The sequence below is a fragment of the Haloactinospora alba genome (assembly GCF_006717075.1).
Lineage (GTDB): Bacteria > Actinomycetota > Actinomycetes > Streptosporangiales > Streptosporangiaceae > Haloactinospora > Haloactinospora alba.
In genome coordinates, this window is the sequence record NZ_VFQC01000001.1 from 436034 (window position 1) to 454462 (window position 18429).

At 70.3% G+C, this 18429-nt stretch carries 14 protein-coding genes; 9 read left to right on the top strand and 5 right to left on the bottom strand.

Annotated features, from left to right (window positions below; translation table 11 throughout):
- Positions 1-957: an ABC transporter substrate-binding protein gene (locus FHX37_RS02045; protein ID WP_141924960.1), complete on the bottom strand. Its 957-nt coding sequence runs from the start codon at positions 955-957 to the stop codon at positions 1-3.
- A gap of 330 nt (positions 958-1287) precedes the next feature.
- Here FHX37_RS02045 and FHX37_RS02050 point away from each other — a divergent pair, with 330 nt between their 5' ends.
- Together FHX37_RS02050 and FHX37_RS02055 are read left to right on the top strand one after the other, a co-directional pair.
- Positions 1288-2508, top strand: a complete 1221-nt coding sequence (locus tag FHX37_RS02050; RefSeq protein WP_141921773.1) for an NAD(P)-dependent malic enzyme — start codon at positions 1288-1290, stop codon at positions 2506-2508.
- A 106-nt stretch (positions 2509-2614) separates the two neighbouring features.
- Positions 2615-3583 carry a zinc-binding dehydrogenase gene (locus tag FHX37_RS02055; RefSeq protein WP_141921774.1) on the top strand — a complete coding sequence of 323 codons (969 nt, stop codon included), beginning with the start codon at positions 2615-2617 and terminating at the stop codon, positions 3581-3583.
- A gap of 75 nt (positions 3584-3658) precedes the next feature.
- Here the strand turns inward: FHX37_RS02055 and FHX37_RS02060 are convergent, their stop codons facing one another.
- The 4 genes from FHX37_RS02060 to FHX37_RS02075 form a co-directional block, all read right to left on the bottom strand.
- A complete protein-coding gene (locus FHX37_RS02060; protein WP_141921775.1) occupies positions 3659-4627 on the bottom strand; it encodes a PadR family transcriptional regulator in 969 nt (322 codons plus the stop codon).
- 61 nt (positions 4628-4688) lie between these two features.
- Positions 4689-5543 carry a DUF4097 family beta strand repeat-containing protein gene (locus FHX37_RS02065; RefSeq protein ID WP_141921776.1) on the bottom strand — a complete coding sequence of 285 codons (855 nt, stop codon included), beginning with the start codon at positions 5541-5543 and terminating at the stop codon, positions 4689-4691.
- A 184-nt stretch (positions 5544-5727) separates the two neighbouring features.
- Positions 5728-5910, bottom strand: coding sequence for a DUF6104 family protein (locus tag FHX37_RS02070; RefSeq protein WP_141921777.1), 183 nt, complete (start codon positions 5908-5910; stop codon positions 5728-5730).
- 3 nt (positions 5911-5913) lie between these two features.
- Positions 5914-9594, bottom strand: coding sequence for a multifunctional oxoglutarate decarboxylase/oxoglutarate dehydrogenase thiamine pyrophosphate-binding subunit/dihydrolipoyllysine-residue succinyltransferase subunit (locus FHX37_RS02075; protein ID WP_141921778.1), 3681 nt, complete (start codon positions 9592-9594; stop codon positions 5914-5916).
- A 584-nt stretch (positions 9595-10178) separates the two neighbouring features.
- Here FHX37_RS02075 and FHX37_RS02080 point away from each other — a divergent pair.
- The 7 genes from FHX37_RS02080 to FHX37_RS02110 all read left to right on the top strand — a co-directional run bounded on the left by FHX37_RS02080 (position 10179) and on the right by FHX37_RS02110 (position 18429).
- Positions 10179-10568 carry a BlaI/MecI/CopY family transcriptional regulator gene (locus tag FHX37_RS02080; RefSeq protein ID WP_170181480.1) on the top strand — a complete coding sequence of 130 codons (390 nt, stop codon included), beginning with the start codon at positions 10179-10181 and terminating at the stop codon, positions 10566-10568.
- Between the two features lie 70 nt (positions 10569-10638).
- Positions 10639-11814, top strand: a complete 1176-nt coding sequence (locus FHX37_RS02085; protein ID WP_281288264.1) for a pyridoxal phosphate-dependent aminotransferase — start codon at positions 10639-10641, stop codon at positions 11812-11814.
- A gap of 40 nt (positions 11815-11854) precedes the next feature.
- Positions 11855-12481, top strand: coding sequence for a class I SAM-dependent methyltransferase (locus FHX37_RS02090; protein WP_141921780.1), 627 nt, complete (start codon positions 11855-11857; stop codon positions 12479-12481).
- Between the two features lie 121 nt (positions 12482-12602).
- A complete protein-coding gene (locus FHX37_RS02095) occupies positions 12603-13934 on the top strand; it encodes a M16 family metallopeptidase (RefSeq protein ID WP_141921781.1) in 1332 nt (443 codons plus the stop codon).
- 55 nt (positions 13935-13989) lie between these two features.
- Entirely contained in the window at positions 13990-15336 is a 1347-nt protein-coding gene (locus FHX37_RS02100) for a M16 family metallopeptidase (RefSeq protein ID WP_141924962.1), read from the top strand.
- Between the two features lie 226 nt (positions 15337-15562).
- A complete protein-coding gene (locus FHX37_RS02105; protein ID WP_211351721.1) occupies positions 15563-16912 on the top strand; it encodes a serine/threonine-protein kinase in 1350 nt (449 codons plus the stop codon).
- A 569-nt stretch (positions 16913-17481) separates the two neighbouring features.
- Positions 17482-18429: a siderophore ABC transporter substrate-binding protein gene (locus FHX37_RS02110; protein WP_141921782.1), complete on the top strand. Its 948-nt coding sequence runs from the start codon at positions 17482-17484 to the stop codon at positions 18427-18429.

Genomic DNA, 18429 nt, shown 5'->3' on the forward strand with positions numbered 1-18429 from the left:
TTACTCGTCGGATTCGCTGTCGACGTCGGGGTTGACCCTGGCCTGGTCCAGCATCCCCTGCTCGTCCAGACCCCAGTTGCTCAGGATCTCCTCGTAGGTGCCGTCGTCCATGATGGCTTGGTACCCGTCGGCGACCGACTGGGCGAGCTCGTCGTCGTCCTTGTTGACGACCGCGCCGTAGGGGTCGGCCTCGTACTGTTCACCCACGGTCTCCAGCTCGCCGTCGGTCTGTTCGACCGCGTACATCGCGACCGGCATGTCCGCCAGCCCCGCGTCGTTCTTGCCCGAGGTGATGGACTGGGTGGCCTGGTCCTGCCCCTTGTACTGGTTGATGTTGATCGCCGGTTCGCCGTCCTCCTCGCACTGTTCGCTGCGGTTCTTGATGTCGGGAACCTGGACGGTGTCCTTCTGCACGGCGATGTTCGCGCCGCAGGCGTCGTCCGGAGTGATGCCCTCCGGGTTGCCCTTCGCCGCGAACCACTGCGTGCCGGCGTTGTAGTAGCTCACCATGTTCACCTGTTCCAACCGCTGGTTGTTGATGGTGAACGAGGAGACGCCGGCGTCGTACTTGCCGGTGTCGACACCCTCGACGATGGTGCCGAACGTGGAGCTCTCCCACTCGGTCTCCAGGTCCAGCTTCGCGGCGACGGCGTCGAACAGCTGTATGTTGAAACCGACGATGGTCTCGCCGTCCTCGGCGAGGAACTCGCCCGGGGCGTAGGTCGTGTCCACCCCGATCTTGATCGTCCCCTTCTCACGCATGTCCTCGGGAACGTTGTCGGCGAGCTCGGAGTCAGCGGAGACCTCCGGCGGTTCCGGCAGGTCGTTGCCGCCGCCCTGGTCACCGTCGCCGCCGTCCCCACTGCCGCCGCAGGCGGCCGTGAGGGTGAGCGCCGCCGCTGAGGCGAGCGCGCCGGCGTATCTGAGGCCCGAAACGCGGGCAGCGGGCGCGGACATGTGCTTCGGCACGGCTACCTCAGCCTCCCTAACTCTGTGGCGGAGCGGACCCTGGGCCGGTGGTGCCTGCGCGGTAGGCCCACCACACCGGCCACGGGCCACGGGTGTCCCTACCCAGCCTGCTGCCCCATCATCTGCCTGCGGTTACCGTTATGAGATAATTAGGTAACGGGTAAACCCCGTGACCACGGCAGCGCCATGCTCGAATAAGAGACGAAGTGGAGGCCGACCCCTGGCACCGGTCACTGTCGACCGGCGACGGGAGGTCCCCCTAGCACCCGAAACAGGTCTCCGCGCGCTGCCCGCGACTGTATGTGGGCCGTTCGCGTCATGGCCGGCGCGGACCGGCACGAGCTCGAGGGGTTTTCAATCGTGACCACTGATTCGTATTCGCAGCTTGACGAGGATCCGGCGTTCGCCCTGCACCGGGGCGGGAAACTCAGCGTCGAGTCCTCTGTGGACGTTACCGACCGCGCGGGACTGTCACTCGCCTACACCCCCGGCGTCGCCCGGGTGTGTGACGCGATCGCCGACAGGCCCGAACTGGTCGACACCTACACCTGGAAGAGCCACGTCGTCGCCGTCGTCACCGACGGCAGCGCCGTGCTGGGGCTGGGCAACATCGGCCCGGAAGCCTCCCTGCCCGTGATGGAGGGCAAGTCGCTGCTGTTCAAGCAGTTCGGCGGTGTCGACTCCGTCCCCGTCGCCCTGTCCGCCGAAGGCGTCGACGACATGGTGGACAGCGTCGCCCGGATGGCGCCCTCGTTCGGCGGTATCAACCTGGAGGACATCTCCGCCCCCCGCTGCTTCGAGATCGAGCGGCGGCTCCAGGAGCAACTGGACATCCCCGTGTTCCACGACGACCAGCACGGCACCGCCATCGTGACCGTGGCGGCGCTGCGCAACGCGGCCCGCCTGACCGGGCGCGGCCTCGGCGACCTGCGCGTGGTCGTCTCCGGCGCCGGAGCCGCCGGCGTCGCCGTCACCAGGATGCTGGTCGAGGGCGGCATCGGCGACATCGCGGTGGCCGACAGCAAGGGCATCATCTACCAGGGCCGGGAGGGACTCAGCCCGGTCAAGGAGGAGATCGCGGCGATCAGTAACAGGGCTGGTCTCACCGGGTCGACCGAGTCCGCCCTGAACGGCGCCGACGTCTTCATCGGCCTCTCCGCCGGGGAGGTCGCCGAGTCCGTGGTGGCGACGATGGCGCCCAACGCCATCATCTGCGCCATGGCCAACCCCGACCCGGAAGTCCACCCCGACGTGGCCCACAAGTACGCGAGTGTGGTGGCGACGGGCCGCAGCGACTTCCCCAACCAGATCAACAACGTGCTGGCGTTCCCCGGTGTGTTCCGCGGGGCGCTGGACGTGCGCGCCACCGAGGTCACCGAGAACATGAAGCTCGCCGCCGCCGAGGCGCTCGCCGATCTGGTCGGCCCCGACCTCGCCGCCGACTACATCATCCCGAGCACCTTCGACGAACGCGTCGCGCCCGCCGTGTCCTCGGCCGTCGCGGAGCAGGCCCGCGCCGACGGCGTGGCCCGGCTGTAACCCGGCCCGGCATCCGGCGGCCGGGGACCCAACCCCCGGCCGCCGGGCGGGCCGAACCGCCGGGCCGACGACCACCAGCGGGCGGGACGCCGCTAGTGTCGGGCCCATGTTCGCTATCACCGCCGCACGTATCGACAAGGACAACCCCACCTCCGGGCTGGAAGCGGGCGAGCACCCCGATCCCCAGCCCCGCGACGGCTGGGCCACCGTCACCGTCCGTGCCGCCTCCCTCAACCACCACGACCTGTTCAGCCTGCGCGGCGTCGGTCTCTCCGAGGACCGCCTCCCGATCGTGCTGGGCTGCGACGCCGCCGGTGTGGACGAGGACGGCCGGGAGGTGATCGTGCACTCCGTCGTCGGTGACGCCGAGACCGGCGGGGGCGACGAGACCCTCGACCCCCGCAGGTCGCTGCTGTCGGAGGTGTACGACGGCACGTTCGCCGAGAAGGTCGCCGTGCCCCGCCGCAACCTGGTTCCCAAACCGGCCGAGCTGTCGTTCGAGGAGGCGGCGTGCCTGCCCACGGCGTGGCTGACCGCCTACCGGATGCTGTTCGAGAAGGCCGGCCTGCAACCCGGATCCACCCTGCTGGTGCAGGGCGCCGGCGGTGGTGTGGCCGGCGCGCTCATCCGGATGGCGAGCACCGTGGGACACCGGGTGTACGCGACCGGACGCAGCGCCGAGAAACGCGCCGCCGCCCTCGAGCTCGGCGCGCACGCCGCGGTGGAACCGGGGGAGCGGCTGCCGGAGAAGGTCGACGTGGTGTTCGACTCCGTCGGCCAGGCGACCTGGGGCCACTCGGTGCGTGCGCTGCGGCCCGGCGGGCGCATCGTCACCTGCGGCGCGACCAGCGGTGACGCGCCCCCGGCGGAGCTGACCCGGGTGTTCTTCCTGCAGCTGTCCGTGGTCGGATCCACCATGGGAAGCCGGGACCAGCTGCAGCGGCTGGCCGAGTTCTGCGCCCGCACCGGTGTGCGCCCCCGCATCGACCGGACCCTGCCGCTGTCGCGTGCGCTGGAGGGCGTCACCGCCATGGAGAAGGGGGAACTGGTCGGCAAGGTGGTCCTCACCGTGTGACCGTGCCGCGGAGGGTGCCGCGACCCGTGGCCGGGACGCCGCTGGCGACGTCCCGGCCACGCCCGTGCGGCGGGGTCAGGCGCCGCGGCCGCCCTCCGGGCCGGTCGTGTCGTCCCGGCCGCTGCCGGGGGAGTCCTCCCGGACGGCGGCGTCCCACGGGTCACCGGAGTCGTGGGACGCCGGAGGCTGGGCGAACGGTCCACGCGCCTCGGTCCCCCGCGTCCCACCGGACGGGTCGCCGTTCGGGGCCCGGCCGGTGTCACCCGCCTCGCCCCCCGCTTCCCGACCGGAACCGGTGTCGCCGCTGTCGCTCTGCTCCGTGCCGCTGGGCGGACCCCAGGAGGAGACGTCCCGCCGGATCACGTCGATGGTGTCGTCCAGCACCCGGCGCAGGTTCTGCGTCGCGGACTCGCTGAACTGTCCGGCCTCCCGGGCGACGTCGCGGACGCGGTCCGAGAAGTCCTGCAGGGTCTGTTCGAGGTCGGGGCGGTTACCGGAGGACTCCCGCCTGGTCCAGCGCCCCCAGGAGCCGAACCCGCCGGCGAACCCGGTCCAGTCCCGGCCCCACCAGGAGCCGCCCCTGCCGGAGCCGCTGCCGGCTCCTTCCCGGTCGGAACCCGCGGCGGCGGTGTCCTCGTCCGCGTCCTCCGCGGAGCGGCGCCCGGAACCCGTGGCGCCCTTGAGTTCCTCCCGCAGGGAGCTGATGGTGTCGCGGACGTCCTCCTTGACCGCGTGGGCGACGTCGCGCACCGAGTCGCTGATCTCGCGTTCCAGGTCCTCCAGGTCGGAGCTGCGGCGGTCCAGCTCCGCGCGTCCCTGGTCGGTGAGACGGTACACCTTGCGCCCGTTCACCTCCTCGTGGGTGACCAGCCCCTCCTCCTCCAGCCGGGCCAGCCGCGGGTAGATCGTTCCCGGTGAGGGGGAGTACACCCCCAGGAAACGGTCCCGGAGCAGGCTGATGATCTCGTAACCGTGGCGCGGGCTCTCGTCCAGGAGCTTCAACAGGTACAGCCGCAGGCGGCCGTGGCCGAAGATCGTACTCATCGGTGTCGCGACGCTGGCCCCCGGGCCGTGGCCGCGGGGAGAACGGCGCCGCTTCCTCCCTTCACTCGCGACCCGTGGGTATGGCGGCCGGCGCGTCGGCGGCGCGGCGTAGCAGGGAAACCGCGCCGGAGACGGTGGTCACGCTGATGTTCGAGGGGTCGATACCGTCGCCGATTTTCCCACTGAGGTTGGTGCGCCCGGGCGGGGAGCTGCGGTCCAGACCGAACGCGGACTGCACGTTGCCGGTGGCCGACCGCAGTTCGACACCGGCCGAGGTGTCGGCGGGAACGCGCAGGGCCACCTCGCCGGACACCGACGCGAGCCGCACCCGGGAGGAGGCGGCGAGGTCGACATCGGCCAGGAACTGCCCCGAGGCGGTCTTCCCGGACATCTCCGCCAGCCTGCCGCCCGCCACCGCGGCCTGGCCGCTCACGCTGTTGAACCGCAGGATGCCGTGCAGGTCCCGGCCGGCGAAGCTGCCGGAGACGGTGTTGGCCTCCACCTCACCGTTGATGTTGTCCAGGGTGATGTCCCCGGATGCGGTGCGTAGGTGGGTCTTGGCGGTCAACCCCGCGGCGACGACCGGCGCCGACAGTGTGGTGACCTCCACGGGGCAGTCGGGCGGTACCCGCACGTTGACCGTGGCGGAGCGGCGCTGCACCCCCTTGTACCCGGACAGCTGCGCCGGGCGCAGCCGCTCCAGGAAACCGCTCCCGGTGAGGTCCTCGTAGGTGATGGTGAGGATGCCGGCCTCGTGGGTGGCGAGGATCGGCTCCCCGGTGATGTCGGAGACCTCGAAGGTCACCGGGTCATCCGTGGGCAGGATGTTGACATGACCGCCGATGATCCGGACGCGCAGCGCGACGATGCCGTCGAGCGTCCGGGTCGCCGGCTGGTCGATGGTCCAACGCGCCATCGCAGTCCCTTCGACACGACCTGCTGACAACAAACACGATATGTCGCGAGCCGCCGGTTTTCAAGATATGTCGTGAGGTTCGTTGGGGTGGCCGGGCGGGGGCGCACACGAAAGGGTGGTGGCGGCCCGCGGCCGCCACCACCCGGAAACGCTCCGGTGGGGAGGGCGCGCCCTCCCCACCGGGTCACTCCTCCTCGTCCTCGTCGTCCAGCCGGGCCAGCCACGTGGCCAACCGGTCGACGGCGGTCTCGAACTCCGGATTGAGGTCGGTGAACACGCGCAGCTGGTCGGCGAGCCAGGACAGCGACACCTGCTCCTCGCCGCGGCGGTTCTCCAGTTCCTCCAGACCGCGGTCCGTGTAGTACATGACCTACTCCGCCGGGGGGAAGACGGTGTTGATGAGCGCCTGCTGCTCGGTCTCGTGCCGCTTGCCCGACCCGGCGGCCGGAGCGGAGCCCGCCGGCCGGGAGACCCGGGTGAACGGCTGGTCCAGCTGCTCGGAGAAGACCAGGGCCACGAACGGCCACGGCCCCTGGTTCGCCGGCTCGTCCTGCACCCACAGCACCTCGCCGGCGTTGGGGTACGCCGCCAGTTGCTGGCGGATCTCCTCGACCGGCAGCGGGTAGAGCCGCTCCACCCGGATGATGGCGGTCTGGGTGTCACCGGTGTTCCGGCGCGCGGTCTCCAGGTCGTAGTACACCTTGCCCGAGCACAGCACCACCCGGCGGACGTCCTTCGGCTCCAGCCCCGCCTCGTCCGGGATGAGCGGCTGGAACGCCCCGGAGGTGAACTCCGACACTGCCGACGTGGCCGTCTTCAGCCGCAGCAGCATCTTCGGCGTGAACACCACCAGCGGGCGGCGGTACGGCGACTTCGCCTGCCACCGCAGCAGGTGGAAGTAGTTCGCCGGCGTCGTCGGTTGGGCGACCGTCATGTTCTCCTGGGCGCACAGCTGGAGGAACCGCTCGATGCGCGCCGAGGAGTGGTCCGGGCCCTGGCCCTCGTAGCCGTGCGGCAGCAGCATGGTGACGTTGGAACGCTGCCCCCACTTCTGCTCACTGGCGCTGATGTACTCGTCGATGACGTTCTGCGCCCCGTTGACGAAGTCGCCGTACTGGGCCTCCCACGCCACCAGGGCGTCCGGGCGCTCCGTGGAGTAGCCGTACTCGAAGCCCAACGCCGCGAACTCGCTCAGCAGCGAGTCGTGCGTGTAGAACTTGGACGTTCCCTGGTCGAACTGTTTCAGCGGGATGTGCACCTCGCCGGTGTTCCGGTCGACGAGGGCCGCGTGGCGCTGTCCGAAGGTGCCGCGGCGGCTGTCCTGGCCGACCAGCCGCACGGGGTGCTCCTCCATGAGCAGCGAACCGAACGCGAGTGTCTCCCCCAGCGGGAAGTCGATCTTGTCGTCCTCGACCATCTGGGGCCGCCGCTGCATCTGGGGCTGCAGCCGCGGGTGGAGAGTGAAGCCCTCGGGCAGGTTGACCTGCGTGTCCACGATCCGCTTCACGGCCTCGCTGGAGATCGCGGTCTCCACCGTGCTGTGGTCGATGCGTTCCTCGTCGAACACCTCCGGCTTGATCACCGCGCCGGGTTCGGCGGGCTTCTTCCCGGCCTCCCGGGTCTCGGTGAAGGCGCGCTCCAGCTGCGTCTGGTAGTCCCGCAGCGCGTTCTCCGCCTCCTCCACGGTGATGTCGCCGCGGCCGATCAGCGCCTCGGTGTAGAGCTTGCGCGTGGAGCGCTTCGCGTCGATCACGTTGTACATCAGCGGCTGCGTGAACTGCGGGTTGTCCGCCTCGTTGTGGCCGCGCCGCCGGTAGCACACCATGTCGACGACGACGTCCTTGTTGAACGCCTGCCGGTAGGCGAAGGCGAGCTGGGCCACCCGCACCACGGCCTCCGGGTCGTCACCGTTCACGTGGAAGATCGGAGCCTGCACCATCCGCGCCACGTCGGTGGCGTAGACGCTCGACCGGCTGTCCGCCGGCGAGGTGGTGAACCCGACCTGGTTGTTCACGATGACGTGCACCGTGCCGCCGGTGCGGTACCCGCGCAGCTGGGACAGGTTCAGGGTCTCGGCGACCACACCCTGGCCGGCGAACGCGGCGTCCCCGTGGATCAGCAGCGGCAGCACGGTGAAACCGTGCGGCCCCTTGTCCAGGATGTCCTGCTTGGCGCGCACGATGCCCTCGGCCACCGGGTTGACCGTCTCCAGGTGGCTGGGGTTGGCGGCCAGGGAGATCGCGATCCTCTCCCCGTTGGCGGTCTCGAAGGTGCCCTCGGTGCCGAGGTGGTACTTGACGTCGCCGGAACCGTGCACGCTGCGCGGGTCCAGGTTGCCCTCGAACTCGCCGAAGATCTGGCCGTAGGACTTGCCGCAGATGTTGGCGAGGACGTTCAGCCGCCCGCGGTGGGCCATCGCCAGCACGACCTCGTCCAGGTTGGACTCGGCGGCCTTGGTGATGACGCCGTCCAGCAGCGGGATCAGGGACTCTCCGCCCTCCAGGGAGAACCGCTTCTGCCCCACGTACTTCGTCTGCAGGAACGTCTCGAAGGCCTCGGCGCTGTTCAGCCGCCGCAGGATGTGCAGCTGCTCCTCACGTCTGGGGCTCTCGTGCTCCCGCTCCACGTGGGCCTGGATCCACTCCCGCTCCTCCGGGCTCTGGATGTGCATGTACTCGATGCCCACGGTGCGGCAGTAGGTGTCGCGCAGTACACCCAGCACGTCCCGCAGCTTCATGACCTGCTTGCCGCCGAAGCCGCCGGTGGGGAACTCCCGCTCCAGGTCCCACAGGGTCAGGCCGTGCTCGAGGACGTCCAGGTCCGGGTGGCGGCGCTGCTTGTACTCCAGCGGGTCGGTCTCGGCCATGAGGTGGCCGCGCACCCGGTAGGCGTGGATCAGCTCCTGGACCCGGCTCGCCTTGTCGAGCTCGTAGTCGTGGTTGACCGAGATGTCCTGTTCCCACCGCACCGGCTCGTACGGGATGCGCAGCGACCGGAAGATCTCGTCGTAGAACCCTTCCTCGCCCAGCAGCAGGTTGTGGATCCTGCGCAGGAACTCCCCGGACTGCGCGCCCTGGATGATGCGGTGGTCGTAGGTGGAGGTCAGCGTCATGACCTTGCTCACCGCGAGCCGGTTCAGGGTCTCGTCCGAGGCTCCCTGGAACTCGGCCGGGTACTCCATCGCGCCGACACCCACGATGGTGCCCTGCCCCGGCATCAGCCGCGGCACCGAGTGCACGGTGCCGATACCGCCCGGGTTGGTCAGGCTGATCGTGGTCCCCTGGAAGTCGGGGACGCCCAGCTTGTTGTTCCGGGCCTTGCGGACCAGCTCCTCGTAGCCGCTCCAGAACTGCTTGAAGTCCATCTGGTCGGCGGTCTTGATGCTGGGCACCACCAGCTGCCGGGAGCCGTCGGGCTTCTCCAGGTCGATGGCCAGGCCGAAGTTCACGTGCTCCGGCTTGGCGATGCCCGGTTTACCGTCGACCTCCACGTAGGAGTAGTTCATCTCCGGCATCGACTGCAGCGCCTTCACCATGGCGTAGCCGATGAGGTGGGTGAAGGAGACCTTCCCGCCCCGGCCGCGCTTCAGGTGGTTGTTGATGACGATGCGGTTGTCGAAGAGCAGCTTCACCGGGACCGCGCGGACACTCGTCGCGGTCGGCAGTGACAGGCTGGCCTCCATGTTGGAGGCGGTCCGGGCGGGCGCGCCGCGCAGCCGCTCCTCGTGGACCTTCAGAGCCTCCTCGGTCTCCTCCTCAGCGGAGGAGGTGGAGCCGTCCGAGCCGGACGCCGGCTGTTTCTGGCTCTCGGACTGCTGGCTCGGTTTCGACTCGCCTTGTGACGTGGCTGTGGACGCGGGTGCGGAGCTAGCCGGGGACTTCCCGGTCGCGCCGTTGGGCTGGGTGGTCGTGCCGGACTTGTAGTCGGCGAAGAAATTCCACCATGCCTTATCAACCGAGTTCGGGTCGTTCAGATACTTTTGGTAAAGCTCCTCGACCAACCACTCATTAGGGCCGAAATCTGTCAAGGGGTGAGACGCCTCAGACGACACGGCGGAGATCGCCCTCTTCCGCAGCTCGCTTGTGAATGGATATTGACGAGATGGTCGCTGCGCGGGGCGGCTCCGGCTGCGACGGCTCTCTGCGGCCGTCCGGACGCACCCCGGCCAGCGCTCTCAATGCACAGGCTACTTGTCCGGGGGCGTCTATGGGGAGTCCGTGCCGCGATCCGACTGGGAGATACCTAACAGTCATTCACACGACGAAGGCCATGTCCGGAAAAAATCCCCTGTGACCTGCGGCGATTCCCTCCCGGATGTGACCGTTTCGCGACGGTGGCGCAACGGGAACGGGAACCGCGCGTGTCCTCGCGGCGTCCCAGTCCACAAGCGGCCGGGTAGGACGGTCGGTCCCGCCCAGCGGAAGCGGGGGCCCGCCGGACGGGACCGAACCCGGCCGCTCCGCCCCCGCCACGGAAACGGCGTCGTGCGCCGACCGAACGGACGGAATCCGCCCCCCGCGCACCCGTGAAACGCACGGCCAGAACCGCCACCAGGCACGGATCTGCGCGGGTGTGCGCATTTTCCAGCCACATCCTGGCACCCCCTCCTAATATGTCCGAACGGAGGTGGGGAGGGTGAAAGAGTTCGGTGAGCTCGAATCCGCGATCATGGACGCGCTCTGGAGGGCGGACAGCCCTCTCACCGTGCGCGAGGTGCGCGACACCATGGTCTACGGACGCAACGTCGCCTACACGACCGTCATGACGGTGACCAACATCCTGCACCACAAAGGGGTGCTGAACCGGGAGAAAGCCGGCCGGGCCTGGCTGTACTGGCCCTGTGAGTCCCGCGAGGAACACAACGCCCGGCTCATGAACGAGATCTTCCACTCCTGCGGCGACCCGGGAACGACCATGCTGCGGTTCGTGGAGAACATCAGCGACGAGGACGTGGTCCAACTCAACCGGGTCCTGCACGAGGTCCGGGCGCGGCGCACGCGCAATCCCCCCGAAGCGTCCCGCTGACGGCGGCACCGCCGCGCGTGACCGGACCCGCCACGCGACAGCGACACGGCGACAGCCTATGCTGCCTGCCGTGGAGGAACCGCTTGTCACCAGGATGCGCAGGTTCGGCGAGACGATCTTCGCCGAGATGAGCCAGCTGGCCGCCGACCACGGCGCCATCAACCTCGGGCAGGGCTTCCCGGACACCGACGGTCCGCGTTCCCTGCTGGACGGCGCCACCCGGCGGATCCAGGAGGGCGTCAACCAGTACCCGCCCGGCCCGGGGCGGAGCGAGCTCCGCGGCGCCGTGGCCGAGGAACGGCAGCGCCTGCACGGGCTCTCCTACGACCCCGACGGGGAGGTCTACGTCACCGTGGGCGCCACCGCCGGGATCGCCTCGGCGGTGCTCGGGCTGGTGGAACCCGGCGACGAGGTCGTGCTGCTCGAACCCATGTACGACTCCTACGCCGGTGCCATCGCACTGGCGGGCGCCACCCGGCGCCCCGTCGCGCTGCGCCCCGACCCCGCCGACGGGAACCGGTTCACGTTCGACCCGGATGAGCTGCGGGCCGCCGTCGGCCCCCGGACCCGGATGGTCATCGTCAACACCCCGCACAACCCCACCGGCACCGTGCTCACCCCGGCGGAGCTCGAGACCATCGCCGACGTGTGCCGCCGCAACGACCTCATCGCCCTCACCGACGAGGTCTACGAACACCTCACCTTCGACGGCGTGGCCCACACCCCGCTGGCCAGTCTCCCCGGCATGCGCGAGCGCACCCTCTCCCTCTCCTCCGCCGGGAAGACGTTCTCCGTCACCGCGTGGAAGACCGGGTGGGCCACCGGGCCGCGTCCCCTCATCCGCGCGATGCAGACCGTCAACCAGTTCCTCACGTTCACCGCGAACGGCGCCCTGCAGCTCGCGGTCGCCGACGCGCTGCGGGAGGAGACCGGGTGGGTGCGACAGCAGCGCGAGGCGCTGGAGAGCAAACGCGACCGGCTGTCCGAGGGGCTGCGCGCCGCCGGTTTCACGGTGCTGCGCCCGCACGGGACCTACTTCCTCATGGCCGACATCCGTCCGCTGGGCTACACGGACGGCATCGAGTTCGCCCGCGAGCTCCCCCGCAGCGCCGGCGTCGCCGCCGTCCCCGCGCAGGTCCTCTACGACAACCCCGACGAGGGGCGCCACCTGGTCCGTTTCGCGTTCTGCAAACGCGACGAGGTCCTGGACGCCGCCGTGGAACGGCTCGCCAACCACACCGGCTGACGGACCCGGCAACGGACCGGACCGGGAAGGAAAAACCCCAATGACCATGCCAGCCGACCTGGAACGCATCGCCGAGGCCGCGAAAGGGTTCATGCCTCCCGAGGAGGGGCGCGTCCTCCACGAGACCGCGCGGGACCACGCGGCGCTCGGCCCGGTACTGGAGATCGGCAGCTACTGCGGGAAGTCCACCGTTTACCTGGGGGCGGCCGCCCGCCGCACCGGCGGCACCGTCGTCACCGTGGACCACCACCGCGGTTCCGAGGAGCACCAGCGCGGCTGGGAGTACCACGACCCCGCCATGGCCGACCCGGAGACGGGCAGGCTCGACACGCTGGGCGAGTTCCGCGCCACCATCGCGGCGGCGGACCTGGAGGAGCACGTGGTGGCCGTGATCGGCCGATCCGCCGACGTCGCCCGGCTGTGGAACACCCCGCTGGGCATGGTGTTCATCGACGGCGGCCACACCGACGAGGCCGCCCGGGCCGACTACGACGGCTGGAGCCCCCACGTCGCACCCGGCGGTGCCCTGGCCATCCACGACGTGTTCCCCGACCCCGCCGACGGCGGGCGCCCGCCCTACACCATCTACCGGCGGGCACTGGACTCGGGAGCGTTCACCGAGACCCGCGCCGTCGGCTCGATGCGCGTCCTGCGACGCCTGCCGTGACGGCCGAGCGCGGCCCGGTACCGATTGCGGTAACCGTACACGTGAGCGCCTCCGACCACATAGGCTCAGACACCGGGAACGGCAACCGTACGACGGCCGAACATGAGGGGTGCATGAAGTGGTGACAACGAAAACGGCCAGCGGGAACGTGCGCCAGTTCACCCTGGACAACGGGCTCCGCCTGGTGACGGCACCGGCGGACACCGGCCAGGTGGCGGCGGTCAACCTCTGGTACGGGGTCGGTTCCCGTTACGAGGTGCCGGGCAGGACCGGGTTCGCCCACCTGTTCGAGCACCTGATGTTCCAGGGCAGCGGGAACGTCGCCAAGGGCGAGCACTTCGACGCGGTCGAACGGCTCGGTGGGGACATCAACGCCTCCACCTCCACCGACCGCACCAACTACTTCGAGACCGTGCCCGAACACGCCCTCGACCTCGCCCTGTGGCTGGAGGCCGACCGGCTGGCGACCCTGCGCCAGGGCGTCACCCAGGAGGTCCTGGACAACCAGCGCGACGTCGTCAAGAACGAGCGCCGGCAACGGTACGACAACGTCCCCTACGGCACCGCCCTGGAACGCATCCTGCGGCTGGGCTACCCCGAGGGCCACCCGTACCACCATCCCACCATCGGCTCCATGGCCGACCTCGACGCCGCCGACCTCGACTACGTCCTGTCGTTCCACGAGCGGCACTACGGGCCGGACAACCTCGTCCTCACCGTCGTCAGCAACCTCGACTCGGACGACGTGCGCAACCGGGTGGAGCGGTACTTCGGTTCCGTCCCCGCGCGCCGGGAGCCCGCACAGGCCCCCGACGCCTCCCTCTCCGGGCCCATCGGCGGGCCGGTCCGCGACAGCGTGACCGAGAACGTCCCCGCCCCGGCCGTGTTCCTCGGCTACCGCATCCCGCCCTACGGCGAGCGCGGGTTCGACATCGCGAACCTGGCGGCCGCGGTGCTGGGCCAGGGCCAGGGAAGCCGCCTCTACCGCCGCCTCGTGGTGGAGCGCGGCCTCGCCACGGACGACGGCGGCGCCGCCGGCGACGTGCTCCCGTTCCGCTACACGCCCAGCCTCCTGCTGATCAACATGATCGCCCGCGAGGGCGTCAGCGGCGACGAGCTGGAGACCGCCATTCTGGAGGAGGTCGCCGGCATGGTCGAGGGCGTCACCGAGGAGGAGCTGGAGCGCGCCCGCGCCGTGCTGGAACGGGACCACCTGCAGTCCCTGTCCCACCCCAGCGGCCTCGCCGACGCCATCGGCAGCTGCACCCAATTGTTCGGCGACCCCGAGCTCGCCTACACCTGGCCCCAGCGCTGGGCCGACATCACCACCGAGGAGGTCGAGGACTGCGCCCGGCGGATGCTGACGCAGCGGAACCTGCTCGTGGTCCGGTTCGACCCGCCCGCCGCCCCGGAGGCCGCCCAGGACGACGGCGCGGAGCACGCCCCCGCCTGACACCGAGTCCCACCCGTACAGACCAGCGCACGCCGGAGAAAGAGCCGCTTTGAGCATCCTCCAAACCCGCCCCGACCTCGGGTCGCCCCAGCCCTACACGTTCCCCAAACCGCGCCGCCTGCGCGTCGGCAACGGCAACGTGGTAGCGATCGACGTTCCCGGACAGCAGTACGCCGCCGTCCGCCTCGTCCAGCCGGCCGGCGGCGCCGCGGAACCCCCGGACCGGATGGGAGTCGCGGCGCTCACCGGCGAGGTGCTGGAGGACGGCATCCACGGCAACAGCTCCCTGGCACCCGCCCTGGAGCGGCACGGCGCCGAGTGGGTATCCCGGGTCACCTGGGACAGCTTCGTCACCGGTGTGGACGCCCCCGTCAACCGAATCTCGGAGGCGACGTCCCTGTTCGCCGAGGCGGTGCGCAGGCCGGCCCTGCTCCGCGACGACGTGCTGCGCCGCCGGGACCAGCTCGTGGAGCAGTTCTGGCTGGAAGCCTCCATGCCCTCCACCCTGGCGACGCGCGCCGTCGGCGGGCAGCTCTTCAGCGGCCGCTACGCCACCCCGCTCAGCGGCGGACCGGTGCGGCTGAACGACGTCACACCGGAGATGGTCGCCGACTTCCACTCCCGCAACATCGCCAACGTCGCCGGGACCCTCGTGGTGGTGGGCGACCTCGCCAACGTCGACCTGGAGAAGCTCGGCACGACCGTGTTCGGCGACGCCGAGTCCGCCCCGGAGGCGTCGGTGACCCCGCCGGAACCGGCCCCCGGCGAGGTGCCGCGGGTGCTGCTGATCGACCGGCCCGACTCGGTGCAGTCGGCCCTGGTGCTGGCGCACCGCGCCCCCTCCCGCTCGGAGGTCGACCTGCCCAAGGCCGACGGGATCAGCGACGTCCTCGGCGGGATGTTCACCTCCCGGCTCAACCTGGAGCTGCGGGAGAACCTGGGCTACACCTACGGCGCCGGATCCCGGTTCGACCTGCGCCGCGACAGCGGGGTGTTCCTGGTCAGCACCCAGGTGGAGCGCGACGCCACCGCCCACTCGATCACCGCCAGCATCGCCGAGACGGAGAAGCTGCAGAGCGGCGGCGTCACCGCGGCGGAGCTGGAGGCCGTACGCGAGTCCAACACCGTGGGGATGCCGGTCACCTACTCCACCGCCCGCAGCCTGGCGAGCGCCCTCGTCGAGATGGTGGTGCACGACCTTCCCGACGACTACGTGGACCGGATGCGCGCCGGGTTCGAACGCATCACCGCCGACGACCTGGGGCAAGCCGCCCGGCAGTACCTGCGTCCGGAGGAGTTCGTGGTGATCGTGGTGGGCGACGCCCAGCACCTGCAACAGCCGCTGCGGGATACCGGTATCGGCCCCGTGACCGTGCGTGAGCCCGATAGTCTCTGGGGCTGAACCTGTTTGAAACCCGTGCTGGTGGCAAAATCAGGGACGGGAGGGGAAAGACCCGCGGCCGGGTCCACGCGACACGCCGCCGGGGCCGCGACCTCCTGAGGTACCGCCGCCGGCACGGGAGCGCCGTAGGACTGATATAACGAGTGATCCGGCCCGAGCGCCGCGACCCCGAATGCAAGAGCCCAGGAGGCCGACGTGGCCCGTGATCTGATCCGCTGAAACTGCTGTGTCCCCCATCGAAAACTCCGAGGCAGAGCGGCCGAGCGCGCCGCCGGACGAGACGCGTACCAGCGCCTCCGGCGGCAGCGGCGGGCACCGTGTGCTCAAGGGCCGCTACGAGCTGCTCGACGAGGTAGCGCGCGGCGGTGTCGGCATCGTGTGGCGCGCCACGGACCTCACCCTCGACCGTGAGGTCGCGGTGAAGGAGCTCCGGCTGCCGCCGGACATGAGCGCGTCGGAACGCGACTCGCTGCTGCGGCGCACGACCCACGAGGCGCGGGTGGCGGCGCGACTGACCCACCCCGGTATCGTCACCGTCCTCGACGTGGTGGACGAGGACGAGCGGCCGTGGATCGTCATGGAGCTCGTCGAGGCCCGCACGCTCGACGAGATCGTGCAGAGCACGGGAACGCTGGCCTACCAGCGGGCCGCCGAGATCGGCCTGCAGCTGATCGACGCGTTGAAGGCCGCCCACAACGAGGGGATCGTGCACCGGGACGTCAAACCGGAGAACGTGATGGTCAGCGAGGGCGGCCGCGTCGTACTGACCGACTTCGGGCTGGCGACCTGGACGGGCGAGTCCGCCCTGACCACCTCCGGCCGGATCATCGGCTCCCCGTCCTACATCCCGCCGGAGCGCGCCAAGGCCGGGCCGGTCGGCGCCGAGTCGGACCTGTGGGCGCTGGGCGCCACCCTGTACAAGGCCATCGAGGGTTACCCGCCCTACGACCGCAAGGGCTACCTCCGCATCCTGCGCGGCGACGAGCTGGAGGAGCCGTCCACGGCGCGCAACGGCGGGCCGCTCGCGCCGGTGCTGGCTGCCCTGCTGCGGGTGCAGCCCGACGACCGCATGTCGGCGGACGACGCGACCAAGCGGATGCGCAGCGTCGCTCTGGCCCCGTGGGCGCGGGAACCCGAACCCGCCGCCGAACAGGAGCCGGAAGCGGACGAGGACGAGGAGCCCGAACGAGCTGAGTCCTCCGTGGACGGCGGCGACGCTGGCGACGCCGGGAGCGCCGGGAGCGCCGGGGACGAGCCCGAGGTGCCTCCGCAGGCGGAGGAGGAGGGCCGCGAGTCGGCCCGGGAGCATTTCCGGCAGGGGGCGTCCGTGCTGCGGACGTCGCTGCAGGAGTCCATGTCGGAGTCGATGTCCTCGCTGCAGGAGCGGCTGCAGCGGCACGGCCACGATTCCATGGGGTCGCTGCTGACGTCGATCCGCGACTCCACGGACACGCTCGGGCTGACCAACTCCGGCAGGCACCGGGACAGGAGCGCGCTGCCCATCGCTGCGATGGTCGCCTGCGGAGTGCTGGGACTGCTGACAGTGGTGCTGTGGGTCCTGATCTCCCGCGGCTGAGCCATCCGGCCCCGGCCATGAGGTGAGGGTACGGTCGCGGCGGCTGCCCTGGCAGTCGCCGTGCGGTCACCATCCAGCCGGGTGCGGGCACGCGTAGTGGTGCGCCCACCAGGGCGTGCGGTGCTCGCCGCGCAGGCGCACCGCCTCGCCCCAGTGCTCGTCGGACCGGGGCAGTACGCCGCGTCGAACCGCGCGGGCGCCCCGCCTCTCGGCGCGTGTGGGATGGCAGCGCCCCTCCGGGGACTGTCCGTCTTCCACCGCTGCGGCGAGGTCGGTACCTCGCTGCGCTATCGCCCGTGTGGAGCGCGGGACCAGCCTCTGACGCTGTGTCCACTGCGTCCATGCGGGTGTTTCCGGACCGCGCGGGCCGTGCGGCGGCCGCGGCCGCCGGCAGTGCCGGTGCGTGCGAACGGTTCCGGTCTTCTTCACGCCGTGCCCTGAACGGTTCAGCGCGGTAACCCGCCCCCGGCCTCCTGCGGAGATAGACCGAAGTGTAGGTTAGACTTGCCTAATTAAGGCAAGCCTTGCCAAAGTGAATGGTGAGGTTCCCCCACACTTCTGGAGTCGTCGTGTTCCCACGCTCTGCTGCCCTGTGCTCACTCCTCTCGGTCTCGGTGCTGGTTCTGGCCGGATGCTCGACCGGCGCCGCGGACGAGGACGCGCCCGATGACGGGGCGACCGTCACGGTGGACGCGGCCAACGGCGAGATCGAGGTCCCCGCGACCCCCGAGACCGTCGTCGTGTTCGACAACTCCCAGCTGGACATCCTGGACGCGCTGGAGGTCGAGGTCGCGGGAATCCCCTCCGCCGACACGGTCCCCGAGTTCTTCGCGGACTACGCCGAGGACGACTCCGTCGCCGACGTCGGTTCGCTGTTCGAGCCCGACTTCGAGGCGGTGTCCGAACTCGACCCGGACCTGATCATCAGCGGCGGACGCAGCTCCGGTGCCACCGAGGAGCTCTCCGAGATCGCCACCACGATCGACATGAGCCTGGGCACCGACACCGTCACCAGCCTCACCGACCGGACCCGGACCTACGGCGAGATCTTCGACCGCTCCGAGAGGGCGAAGGAGCTCACCACCGAGCTCGAGGACCGCGTCGCCGAGGTCGGCGAAGGGGTCGCCGATTCCGGCGACGGCCTCCTGGTCATGTCCAGCTCCGGGGAGATCAGCGCCTACGGGCCCGGGTCGCGGTTCGGCTTCTTCTACGACGACCTCGGCCTGGAACCCTCGATGGGGATCTCCAGTGACGAGAGCAGCCACGGCGAGGTGCTGTCGTTCGAGGCGCTCGCCGACGCCGATCCGGACTGGCTGTACGTGATCGACCGCGACACCGCCATCGGTGAGGAGGGCGCGTCCCCCGCCGAGCAGGTCCTCGACAACGAGCTGGTCAACGGCACCACGGCCGCCGAGGAGGACCAGATCCTCTACCTCGACTCCCAGGAGCTGTACCTCGTCGGCGGTATACAGGCCCACCTCAACGCGCTGGGCCAGGTCGAGGACGCCCTCTCCTGA